General features: G+C 44.7%; 9 protein-coding genes and 1 tRNA gene. 5 read left to right on the forward strand and 5 right to left on the reverse strand.

What is annotated here, in order from left to right; all coding sequences use genetic code 11:
• The first annotated feature begins 48 nt into the window (after window positions 1-48).
• Window positions 49-423, forward strand: a complete 375-nt coding sequence (locus CLV42_RS09050) for a DUF983 domain-containing protein (RefSeq protein ID WP_317047986.1) — start codon at window positions 49-51, stop codon at window positions 421-423.
• Between the two features lie 88 nt (window positions 424-511).
• On the forward strand, window positions 512-997 hold the full coding sequence (locus CLV42_RS09055) for a hypothetical protein (RefSeq protein WP_106601587.1): 486 nt from the start codon (window positions 512-514) through the stop codon (window positions 995-997).
• 64 nt (window positions 998-1,061) lie between these two features.
• Here CLV42_RS09055 and CLV42_RS09060 read toward each other — a convergent pair whose 3' ends face one another.
• From CLV42_RS09060 to CLV42_RS09080, 5 genes are all read right to left on the reverse strand, one after another.
• The gene (locus CLV42_RS09060) at window positions 1,062-3,488 is read right to left on the reverse strand and encodes a TonB-dependent receptor (RefSeq protein WP_106601588.1); all 2,427 of its coding nucleotides are present in this window, start codon (window positions 3,486-3,488) and stop codon (window positions 1,062-1,064) included.
• Between the two features lie 93 nt (window positions 3,489-3,581).
• The gene (locus CLV42_RS09065) at window positions 3,582-3,965 is read right to left on the reverse strand and encodes a hypothetical protein (RefSeq protein WP_146154347.1); all 384 of its coding nucleotides are present in this window, start codon (window positions 3,963-3,965) and stop codon (window positions 3,582-3,584) included.
• A gap of 379 nt (window positions 3,966-4,344) precedes the next feature.
• On the reverse strand, window positions 4,345-5,919 hold the full coding sequence (locus CLV42_RS09070) for a DUF1501 domain-containing protein (RefSeq protein WP_106601590.1): 1,575 nt from the start codon (window positions 5,917-5,919) through the stop codon (window positions 4,345-4,347).
• 21 nt (window positions 5,920-5,940) lie between these two features.
• Window positions 5,941-7,587, reverse strand: a complete 1,647-nt coding sequence (locus tag CLV42_RS09075) for a DUF1800 domain-containing protein (protein ID WP_106601591.1) — start codon at window positions 7,585-7,587, stop codon at window positions 5,941-5,943.
• A gap of 195 nt (window positions 7,588-7,782) precedes the next feature.
• On the reverse strand, window positions 7,783-8,958 hold the full coding sequence (locus CLV42_RS09080) for a thiolase family protein (protein WP_106601592.1): 1,176 nt from the start codon (window positions 8,956-8,958) through the stop codon (window positions 7,783-7,785).
• A gap of 110 nt (window positions 8,959-9,068) precedes the next feature.
• Between CLV42_RS09080 and CLV42_RS09085 the strand changes: the two genes are divergently transcribed.
• The 3 genes from CLV42_RS09085 to CLV42_RS09095 all read left to right on the forward strand — a co-directional run bounded on the left by CLV42_RS09085 (window position 9,069) and on the right by CLV42_RS09095 (window position 11,157).
• Window positions 9,069-9,142: transfer RNA gene (locus CLV42_RS09085), tRNA-Lys, on the forward strand.
• A 170-nt stretch (window positions 9,143-9,312) separates the two neighbouring features.
• The gene (gene tcmP / locus CLV42_RS09090) at window positions 9,313-10,440 is read left to right on the forward strand and encodes a three-Cys-motif partner protein TcmP (RefSeq protein ID WP_106601593.1); all 1,128 of its coding nucleotides are present in this window, start codon (window positions 9,313-9,315) and stop codon (window positions 10,438-10,440) included.
• 6 nt (window positions 10,441-10,446) lie between these two features.
• The gene (locus tag CLV42_RS09095) at window positions 10,447-11,157 is read left to right on the forward strand and encodes a DUF5131 family protein (protein ID WP_106601594.1); all 711 of its coding nucleotides are present in this window, start codon (window positions 10,447-10,449) and stop codon (window positions 11,155-11,157) included.
• Window positions 11,158-11,481: the final 324 nt, after the last annotated feature.

The raw sequence follows: 11,481 nt of genomic DNA on the forward strand, positions 1-11,481 counted from the left end.
GCGCCCATGAGCAATAAGCGACCAAACTACTTCCTAAGCATGCTATCTATGAAATGTCCGCATTGCCGTAAAGGAGATATGTTTAAGACAAAAAATGCATATACGAACCTTAGAAAGACGTTTGATATGCATGAACGCTGTCCTGTATGCGGACAGAAATACGAGCTGGAAACAGGCTTCTGGTTTGGCACCGGATATGTCAGTTATGCTTTAGGGGTGGCCTTTTCAGTGGCAACACTCATTGCCTACTGGGTATTCTTTGGCTTATCGTGGGCAGACAACAGCATCTTTATCTGGCTGGGCGTAAATGGCGTTCTGCTGATAGCGTTACAACCGTGGCTGATGCGCATCAGCAGGGTCATATATCTCTACTTTTTTGTGTATTATGATGAGAGTACGGCAGACTTGCCGGAACAAAAATAAAAGGAAGGCTGGCAGTAATGTCAGCCTTCTTCATTTATGCCCTGCATTCATTGCATGACTTTTGCGATATCTTTCCAAAAGATCGCTCATGCAATCCAATCACCTACTGTACATATGCGCCATTTCTTTGCTGAGCAGCTGTATAGCAGCCTCACAGCAAACTGAAACTAAGGCAGACAGCAACAGTGTGACTGCCGTCACAGATGAGGCACCTGCAAAGCAACAAACTGTGGAGACATCCCCCAAGAAGCCACCCTCAGAAATATTGAAACCACAGGCAGGCCCCTACCCTCCTGAATGTTATAAAACAATTACAGACATTATACAGAGCTCTGACTTCAAATCAGATCTTGCGAAGAAAGAGAATATCAAAGTAAGGATAGACCGCCAAGAGAAGAGTAAATTATTCCTGCAGCTGTTTGCCAGTGAGAAAGATCATGAATCTACCCTTGGCTGGCTACGGCTGGATAAGGCTAATGAGAAGCTGGAAGATATTACTGTAGATCCGGATAAACCTGTGCTGTTGAATTATGACAGGTCACTGATCAGTGCATTGAGACAAAACTGCCCGTAAACAGCAACAGGAAATAATGTTGCTTGTTCACATTATTTCCTGTTGCCTGATGAGTAATCACTCACTACTTAAAATCAATCGGAATGGATACTTTCATGCTGAAAGTCCTGCCCATATTAAATACACCTACCCTACCTGTTACTTCATTCTCAGCAGCATATTTCAAACGGCTGAGGTGATTCTGGTAAGCTACATCTGTCAGGTTGTTCGCTGCCAGGTGCAGGGAGAATAATGTCTTACCATTCTTTTTATTCACGAAATCAGTACCGATACCTGCGTTTAACAAGGTATAACCGGGAGTAGCGGTTTCTGTCTGGTATGCATAGAAGACATCATTCTGTGCAAATGTTCTATCCAGCTGTACACCGACGTATGCATTCTGCATAACGCCTCCTACTTTCTTAAATTTCCCTTTCAGTTCAGAGAGCCAGCGTGCTGCCGGGATGTTGGGCAGATATTTTGTAGAATCGGACCCATTGGAGATCGAAGAGCGTACGTAAGAGAATGTGTTCTCGAAATGCAGCCAGTCGATCGGATGTGGATGAATGTCCAACATTAATTCTCCTCCGTAAAGGTTTGCCGTGTTCTGCTGGTATTTGAAAGCGGAATAGCCTGCATCATTATCCGTAGCCGGGATAGAGTCTGCACCGGCTGCATTCACCAGCTTACGGGCAAAGATGAAGTTGCTGATATGATTGTAGAACACACCGGCTGTCAGGGAAACGTGTTGTGAGTTAAATTCCAGTCCCAGGTCGCCTTGTGTGCTTACTTCAGGCTTTAAGTTTTCGTTGCCGTATTCGTATTTGATAGTGCCTTCATGGACGCCGTTAGCTGCCAGTTCTGAAATGTTTGGCGCACGGAAACCTCTGGCCGCATTCAGTTTCAGGGTTACCTGCTGGCTTACGGCGTAGCTTAATCCTGCGCTACCGGATACATTGGAGAAGTCACGATCGAAGGATGCGAACTTTGTTTCGCTACCTAACTGCAGTCCTTTAATGTTCATATGACGGTTATCGAAACGCAGGCCTCCGCTTAGTGTCAGCTTATCGAAGGTTTTGCTGGTTACGGCGAATACACCGGCGTCGAACAGATCATAAGACGGGATCAGGTATTCTTCTCCACCGATATTATTCTTTTGCTGCATGCCATTTACTCCGATGGTCGTCTGCCAGCCATTCATTTCCGGCAGATAGTATTTCAGGCCGTAATTGAAGGTATTCAACTTTAGTAACAGATCTGGTTGATCCGGCGCTAATACATTCCCCAGCTCTTTACGACGGTTCCACTGATATCCCAGGGTCAACGCCAGTCGGCCGCCATTATTCAGATAAACATTGTTATCCCATACCAGTTTGTTGTGTGTGATCTTCTGACGGGGTGTGCCGATGCTATAGGATTTAAAATCATCATTGGTAGCTACTGCTTCATCTGCTATACCGTTATTGTTAACAGGTTTGAGGAATTGTCCGTTCTCATTACGGTCGCCTTCCACCAGTCCTAATTCCTGGTTGAAGGAAGTAAAGCGGAGAATAGAAGAACCCCATTGTTTGTTCAGCCCCAGGCTACCACCATAATTGGTGTTTTTGAACTTGGAGTTGAATACATAACCGTCGTATTTGTTCTTATAATCGTGGGCAAACTTCTGTGTACCAAAAGCGCTCCAGCTCAGGCCTCCTTTAGTAGTGCCTGTGATGTCGGCATGGTAGGATATCTGTCCGTTGTTGGTGAGGTAGTTGGCCGCTACATTACCTTTTATCTGTCCGGCGGGAACATTACCCGGAGGTACGATATTCACCACACCAGCCAATGCATCCGAACCATATACCAGAGAAGCAGGGCCTTTCAGTACTTCCACTTTGCTTACATTATAATCATCGATCTCAATACCGTGTTCGTCTCCCCACTGCTGTCCTTCCTGGCGTATACCATCGCCTACCACTACCACGCGGTTATATCCCAGACCACGGATAAAGGGTTTGGAGATCGCGGGTCCGGTAGTCAGTTGACTTACCCCGGGCAGTTTGGCAATCGCGTCAATAATATTCGTAGAGATATTGGCATCCAGGTAATCCCTTCTTACGATACTTACCGGTGTAGGTGTTTTTTTCAGTGTAGTGGCCATGTTCACGCCAGTGATCACCACCTCATTTTTCTCCAGCAGCGTTTCTGACAGCGTGAAATCCTTTTGGGTAACACCGTTGATCTGAACAGACTCTGTGAATGCGGCATAACCTATATAGTGCACCTCCACCAGGAATTTACCTTTAGGCAGGTTTTTGATTTCATATTCACCCTGGGCGTTAGCGGAAGCACCAACGTGCAGGTCTGGCAAATAAATCGTTGCTCCGGGTAAGGGGCTATGGGAAGACTTATCAGTCACTGTTCCTTTCAGCGAACTACCGGCATCGTCATTCTTTATTGATGCAAAACCAAGGGTATCTATAAGCAAGCTGGTAACTAAAACTATAATGAAGACACGTAAATAGTGCATAGAAAGATTTGTTTATAACAATTATCTATACAGCAACGCAGTAGTTGCTATAATAGTAACAATATGGGCGGGATGCCCTTTCACAGTAAAAAACTAAACAAATGCTATTGCCGGAGGCGCACGAGGGGAAAGTGTTCTATAAGGGAGGTATTCAATAACCGGGATAACCGGGATGGCGTAATGCCAGGTGATCTCTTTCACCAGTACATAATAAAATGTAGTGGTGTGTACGTAAGGCTCTGGTTCTATCTGCAGGAAATCACAGTGCACGTGTTTAACGGACATAGCGGGGCCATGCTTCGCTACCGGCGCTTCATCTTCCGTGTCATGGTGGGGGAAAAACTGGTGTATAAATGCCCGGGGGGTGGTATTAAAGATAAATACCCCCAGCAGCATGATAGCCAATATCCTGTATAACACCTTTTGCTTCAGATCATGAGTTTGAACGGTAACAAAGGTAGGGAATAAATGCAACAATGTTGCTCATAATACATGAGTGAGTGAAATAATTGATGGCTGGCGGGTGGGATGCAACCTCAAAAGTAATTTATCATAGACGCTTAGTAGCTCCGGTTTCAGTATGGGATGTCGGTCGGCGCCTCTCCGGAAGGCTATTGGGCGTTGTCAAGCGAATCGGGGGTGGGATATCTATTAGGCGGCATCGGTCGTGGCACCGGAGAGCCGAAGGCCCGACATTCCCATCTGAAACCGCGTGCTACTAACGCTGTCGCTCCTGATGGTTATCGGCTACTTTATAAATGAGAGGAGGTTGTATCTTTTGATATGATACAACCTCCTTCGGGATATTTTGTGCTGATTATTATGCCGTTTGTTATGCAGATTACTATGCTGATTACTAATATTTTACTTTCAGCATAGATCTTACATGCTGGTATACGCCGTTCTGGATACGTGCATAGAAGATACCGGCAGCGAGGTTACCACTTTCGAAAGTGATGCTGTATTCTCCGGCAGCCTGGAGCTTGTTTACCGGAGTTGCTACCAGTCGTCCCATCGTATCAAAGATCTGCACCAGTGTGTGTCCGCCCCTGGTTTTATACTTCAGGGTGGTGGTTGACACGAACGGATTCGGGTAGTTGGTGATCAGGTTATTGCTACCGTTATTCACATCGTCAATGCTCGTCAGGGTACCACAGGCGATACCACTCACGATAGGTAAGCGCTGGTAATCTTTGAAGAGGATGGTTTGCAATGTTGCGTTATCCACACAGAACCACTGTTCCAGCAGGGAGGCGTATACAGAACGGAAGTCGTACTGCATAGGCATGTTATCGGCCACATTGGTTTCTGTAGGGATATCAGGAGAAGATCCCAGTACGCCTTGCAGTACATAGTCACCGAATACGATCATCGGCGCAGCAGCACCGTGGTCGGTACCCATACTACCATTGGATTTGATACGGCGGCCGAACTCAGAGAAGGTCATACCTACTACACGGCGGGAAGCCTTGAGTTTAGTCAGGTCGTCCATGAATGCCTTGATGGAATCGGATAGCTGTCCCAGGAGCACGGCGTGATCACCTTTGGTGGTATCACCGGCTTGTGTCTGGTTAGCGTGTGTATCGAAGAAGGCGTGCGTTACCATGTAGAGGCGGGTCTTCAGACCACCCGCTACGAGGCGTGCTACTATTTTCAGCTGTTCAGCCAACCTGTTGTCAGGGTAAGGGCTCTGTGAAGTGACATTCGCAGCGGCCTTTTTGATGGCGTCAGCAAATTTGTTGGACTGTTTGGCGATCAGACGTACATATTCCAGTTCGACACCAGCGTGGGTATTAGGAACAGGATCATTGATATCTTCGATCAGGTTATAGAAGTCGGTAGAGCTGGAGATAGCCACCGCCATATTTGCATCATTCCCCTGGAATACCGGAGAAGTGAGGGAACCGATCTGGATAGCCAGTGGTTCAGCACCTTCATAAGCATCGGGGAAGCCTGGGAATTGTGTTTCCAGGTAACGACCTGCCCAGCCGGTTTCGAGGATCTGATTCTGGTCGGAACCGCTCATCCAGATATCCATTGCACGGAAGTGGGAATAATCCGGAGAAGGATAACCTACGCTCTGGATCACACATACTTTACCGTTATCGTATAGGTCCTGGAGACCTGTCATGGCAGGGTGAAAACCTGTTTTAATATTGTTGGCCAGTGGCAATACCGCTCCTTCGGGGATCGCGATATTTTTACGGGCGTTCTGATAATCCGCGTATACGTCCAGCGGCACTATCATATTCAGACCATCATTACCACCGATCATCTGGATCATCACTAACACGTGGTCATTATCTTCTGCAGATTTCTGCAACGCATTCAGCAGTGAGGAAGCGCCGAAAGCCTTTACAGAAAATCCGTTTATAAAGGTTGGCAGAACCGTTGCCGGGGCGGTATATTTAAGAAAATCTCTGCGTTTCATAGTTTATAGGTCTTTCTAAGATCAGGCTAATTGATATTCAGATAAATTCATCAGGTACTTGTACAGTGTATGGAGGCGGCTTTCCACGATATTGCGGTTAGCGGCTGTAGGATTGGATTTCCAGGTATTCCAGGCATCTGTCCAGTAGTAGTCGCTGTTAGGGCTCTGGCCACTAAGCAGGATGATATTCTTTATTCTTGCCTTTGATGCATCAGATAATTCGATACGGTATAAGAGGTCCAGTGCATCCTGGATCAAGGTAACAGGATTGGAAGGATCTGAGAGTTTTTCTGTGAACGCCAGTACATCGATCTTCACTCCGCCGAAACCACCGGTGCTGATAATGGAGTCAGTCATCAGGTTACGCTTAGGCAGGGTGTCGGTATTGATCCAGATCTCATGGAACTGAGGAGCGAGGCGATAAGCTTCCCAGCCGGCCACCTGTGGAGGATCTCCGATGTCCTGCAGCATGCTGGCGCAATGACGGCGGATAGCATCCAGGGATTCATGCGCCGCCATATAGTCTGTCGGGAATTCTACACCGAATTCACGAACCAGGCCTACAGCAAATTCCATCGGGCTTTTGATCAGCGCTGACATATTCAGCGGATCGAAGAAGTGCTCACTCTTGAACAGGGCCTTGAGTACGGGTTTCAGTTCATATTTATTAGCACGGAAGATCTCCGCCAGCGGTAGAATCACGTTCTGTTCTACGGCATCATCTATCAGATAATACACGAAGAAGCGGTATAGTTTACGGCAGATGAACTTTGATACTTCCTGCTGCGCGAAAATGATATTCAGCAGATCATCCAGTTCACTGGCGCCTTCGGCACCTGTTTTACCGGTGATCTTACTATTGCCATAGAAGCTTGAGAATTCTTTATTGGTGATGACGTGCTGGGTAGAATCAAAGTAATAGTCGATTGTCAGCGGATTGATCCTGTAACCAGTCAGCACGGTAGCAGTCGTTCTTACGTCTTCCTCTGTATAAGCGGAATCAGGACCTTTACCTACGGTGAACAGTTCATGCAGTTCACGGCCGTAGTTCTCATCCGGGCTTTCCTTTCCGTTCAGATAGCCGTTCAGGTATTTGAGCATAGCCGGGTCGAGGGTCACTGCTTTGGTCAATGTCTTGAAGTTGCCGGTAGCATTGGCTCTCAACATGAGGTTATGCTTATATACATAGCGGGCATCGTTTATCATATCCATTTCCGTTGCGAAATGGTTATGCCAGAAGAGCACCATTTTTTCCTGGATGCTGCGTGACTGGTCTATCATCACTTTCAGCCACCATGCTTTATAGGAAGACCATCTTTTTCTGTCAAGGTCTCCTTCTTCAGGAGCGGGAGCTGAGTTCACCCAGGTAGAGCCAGGAGCGATACCGGTTTCGTCTTCTCCATATGTGTTCAATGGTTGTGTGGTAACAGGTGTAACGGTATCGATCAATGCGTCTACTACTGCGTCCATACCCAGACCTTTCGCCCACGCTACATCTTCAGGCGTGGAGCCGAACATGGTACGTTTTAACAGGTGTACAACCTGGGCGGTACCAAATTCTCCTGTATATGCTGTAATGCCAGAATCAGTACGAGAGCCAGTAGTCTTCGCCTGGACTGCTGTTTGCTGGCGATTGGCAGGAAGCGTAAGGAATTGTCTGCGATCCATAGATAGTTATGATATGGTTGTATTGATATATAGGGAAAAATGATTAACGTAGGCTTTTACACAGGTCCATTTACGGGTCCAAATTAATAAAAACTTTAATTCAAGGAGATTATTTTATTTGTTCTGCAATACTCAAAAGAAAAGGGGTTGACTACCATTAGATTAGTCAACCCCTACTCAATAATATATCTTTTACTAGATTCTTTCGATCACGCCGGCAATTCCTTGTCCGCCGCCCACGCAGGCTGTGACGATGCCGTATTTCTTATTCAGGCGTTTCAGATCACTGAGTATCTGTACTGTGAGCTTAGCGCCGGTACAACCCAAAGGATGCCCTAATGCTATTGCTCCTCCGTTGATATTCACCAGGTCAGGATCCATACCCAGTTCACGGATCACCGCTACTGACTGGGAGGCGAAAGCCTCATTCAGCTCTACCAGGTCAATATCGTTCAGTGACTTCCCTGCCTGTTGCAATGCTTTGGGCACCGCTGCTACCGGGCCAATACCCATGATACGCGGGTGCACCCCTGCTGACGCACAGGCTACCAGTCGCCCGATAGGCTGCAGGTTCAGTTCTTTCACCATGGTTTCGCTCATCACGATCACAAAGGCAGCGCCGTCGGATGTCTGGGAGGAGTTACCTGCGGTGACACTACCGCCGGCAGCGAATACCGGTTTCAGTTTCGCCAGGGCCTCCGGAGAGGTGTCTGCCCTTGGACCTTCGTCGGTATCTACGGTGTATGTACGGGCCTGTTTACGGCCTTTTTCATCTACGTATACTTCGTTGACGGCTATGGGAAGGATGCCTTCTTTGAAATAGCCGTTTTCGATAGCTTTAAGGGCGTTCTGGTGGGATCTGTACGCAAATGCGTCCTGGTCTTCCCTTGTGACATTGAACTCACGCGCTACCGCTTCTGCGGTCAAACCCATGCCGAGGTAATATTCCGGTGTGGTACTGGCAACGGTGTAGTTAGGCACCGTCTTCCAGCCGGCTACGGGTACGAGACTCATGCTCTCCGTCCCTCCTGCTATGATACAGTGCGCCATGCCTGACTGGATCTTGGCTGTCGCGATAGCAATGGTTTCCAGTCCGGAGGCACAGTAACGGTTTACCGTCATGCCAGGGACTTCTATGCCCAAAGCCCGTACAGATATCATTCTGCCGATCTGTAAACCCTGTTCTGCTTCAGGTACCGCATTGCCTACGATCAGGTCATCTACCCGCTTTGGGTCCAGCTGGGGGACACTTTTTAATAATCCGGTAATTACATCCACGGCCAGGTCATCAGGCCGGTAAAAGCGGAAGCCGCCCCGCTTGGCCTTGCCTACGGCGGTTCTAAAGCCGGCTACTATATATGCTGTTTCCATTCCTTTTCTCCTTTTCCGGGTGTAAGAACCCGATTTTTTTTATTTAAGTTAAAGAAGTTTTGTGAAATAGAAAACAAGGTGTTAAATTTGCAACCCGCAATAGCGGAAAAGACTCCTTAGCTCAGCTGGTTAGAGCTACTGACTCTTAATCAGTAGGTCCAGGGTTCGAGTCCCTGAGGGGTCACAGGGGAAATAAGCGCTTCAAGTTTAAGGACTTGAAGCGTTTTTGTTTATTTGTAACTGTCATACCTCCAAGTAATAATCATTTAATAATTATCTTCGTATAATCCCCCTAAGCGTTATTCTGAAGTAAAAGGAAGCAATCGCATTAGTTAACAACCAAATCAATTATCAATGGCAACTTCACCAGTTGAAGAGTTTTTTACTGATCAATCTATTTCTTCCAAAATTAAATCTGAGATTGTATTTAAGTATTTTAAATCATGGGCCAATATAATTGGAAGTACCACATCTGGAAAAATTGGGTATTTAGATTTTTTTTCTGGCCCAGGTAAATATATAGATGGAAACGATTCTACTCCATTACTAATCTTAAAGGCTGCTATAGATAATCCCAAATTATGCAATAATTTGGTCACTGTATTTCAAGATGCTAATAAGGATTGTATCAATGAACTAAAAAAGAACGTAAGTACAATTCCAAATATTTCTAACCTTAAATACAAGCCGCATATTGAATTAGAAACGGTAGATGAGGGTATTGCTAGTAGGCTAAAAGAAATAGAACTGATTCCATCATTAATATTTATTGATCCATTTGGTTATAATGGACTGTCTTTGGAACTTCTTGGCAATGCTATAAAAGACTGGGGCTGTGATTGTATTTTCTTCTTCAACTACAACAGAATTAATGCTGCGATAAGTAATCCTATATTTAAGAACAATGTTAACCTTATATTTGGTGAAGAAATAGCCGATAAGCTTAGGCAAGATGTTGTTGGTAAAACTCCAAAACAGCGACAAGCGTTAATTATGGGACAATTGGCTCAGGCTTTGAATTCGGTCAAAGGTAGATTTAAAGTTGAATTTAAATTTTATAAAGAGGATAGCGGTAAAACAAGCCATTTTATTGTTCTTGTAACCAAACATCAGAAGGGATATGAAGTAATGAAAGAGATTATGGCATCTTTATCTGATACTATTAATGGTGTTCCCACATTTGAATATAAACAAAAGAAGGCTTCAGCTATCTCAGGCGATCTTTTTGGTGGTGAAGAAGATGACAAAATTGATTTACTTGCGGAGGCACTTGTGAAAACGTTTTCGGGGAAAAGCCTCAAAGTAATTGACATATATCATCAACATAATGTAAATACTCCGTATATTTTATCCAACTACAAAAATGCCTTAATGAAATTAGAGGCTAAAGGAGCAATAAACGTTAATGTACCTGCCGAAAATAGAAGGAAAATTAAGGGCCAATTGACATTAGGAGATGACAAAATTATTACATTTAAATAATGATACATGGCTAATTCTAGTATTGAATGGACGGAAATGACGTGGAACCCAACCACAGGATGTAATAAAGTTAGTGCTGGCTGTAAGTATTGTTATGCCGAAATCATGTCTAAAAGGCTAAAGGCAATGGGACAAGAAAAGTATAAGGATGGTTTTAAATTACGAACACATCCTAAAAGTTTAGATATTCCTTATTCTTGGAAAGGCCCAAAAATAGTGTTCGTTAATTCAATGAGTGATCTATTTCATGAAGATATACCAACACATTTTATTTTATCGGTTTTTAAAGTAATGAATGAAAATCCAATACATACTTTTCAAGTACTTACAAAACGGCCGGAAAGATTGCTAGAGCTTAATTCGCAACTTAACTGGACTGATAATATTTGGATGGGAGTTTCTGTAGAAGACGAACGAGTGATAGGCAGAATTGATTACTTGAGAAACACAGACGCAAAGATTAAATTTTTATCCTGTGAGCCATTAATTGGCCCTTTAAATCATTTGAATTTGAATAAAATTGATTGGGTAATTGTAGGAGGTGAAAGTGGTGCAAAATCAAGGCCAATGAGTTCTGATTGGGTGTTTAATATAAAATCACAATGTGAACTAAATAATATTGCCTTTTTTTTTAAGCAATGGGGTGGCAAAAACAAAAAGGCAGCAGGAAGGTTATTAGGAGGAAAAGCCTATGATGGCATGCCAACACTAAAATAGTTTTTAGTAATTCATATATTTAGAAGGTTCGAGTCGCATTAGAGGTGATTCTTTCGAGATGACGATCCAGCCCCATAGCTTAGTATTCCATATTTTCTCTCCTTTCATACAGGCAGTCTATAATCTCGGGGGGTAAAAATTGAAGCGTTAAAAATTCCGTCTATATCATGAGTACAATTTTTAAGTACATTTATTGTTGCGATACTTCCAAAGCCAACCAGCCAATAGCCCCTTGTTTTTCTATTTCATCACCTATGCCAACACCATAATTACCGCTACTTAGGTAAGTAGTTTTGGATGGATTCGTATTCTAGTAGAACTTGA

The organism is Chitinophaga ginsengisoli, from assembly GCF_003014595.1.
In the GTDB taxonomy this organism is placed as follows: Bacteria; Bacteroidota; Bacteroidia; order Chitinophagales; family Chitinophagaceae; genus Chitinophaga; species Chitinophaga ginsengisoli.

What these genes read in the sequence shown, in the direction of transcription:
- CLV42_RS09050 (WP_317047986.1), top strand. Translation starts at nt 49, where the DNA reads ATGAAATGTCCGCATTGCCGTAAAGGAGATATGTTTAAGACAAAAAAT.
- CLV42_RS09055 (WP_106601587.1), top strand. Translation starts at nt 512, where the DNA reads ATGCAATCCAATCACCTACTGTACATATGCGCCATTTCTTTGCTGAGC.
- CLV42_RS09060 (WP_106601588.1), bottom strand. Translation starts at nt 3,488, where the DNA reads ATGCACTATTTACGTGTCTTCATTATAGTTTTAGTTACCAGCTTGCTT.
- CLV42_RS09070 (WP_106601590.1), bottom strand. Translation starts at nt 5,919, where the DNA reads ATGAAACGCAGAGATTTTCTTAAATATACCGCCCCGGCAACGGTTCTG.
- CLV42_RS09075 (WP_106601591.1), bottom strand. Translation starts at nt 7,587, where the DNA reads ATGGATCGCAGACAATTCCTTACGCTTCCTGCCAATCGCCAGCAAACA.
- CLV42_RS09080 (WP_106601592.1), bottom strand. Translation starts at nt 8,958, where the DNA reads ATGGAAACAGCATATATAGTAGCCGGCTTTAGAACCGCCGTAGGCAAG.
- tcmP (WP_106601593.1), top strand. Translation starts at nt 9,313, where the DNA reads ATGGCAACTTCACCAGTTGAAGAGTTTTTTACTGATCAATCTATTTCT.
- CLV42_RS09095 (WP_106601594.1), top strand. Translation starts at nt 10,447, where the DNA reads ATGGCTAATTCTAGTATTGAATGGACGGAAATGACGTGGAACCCAACC.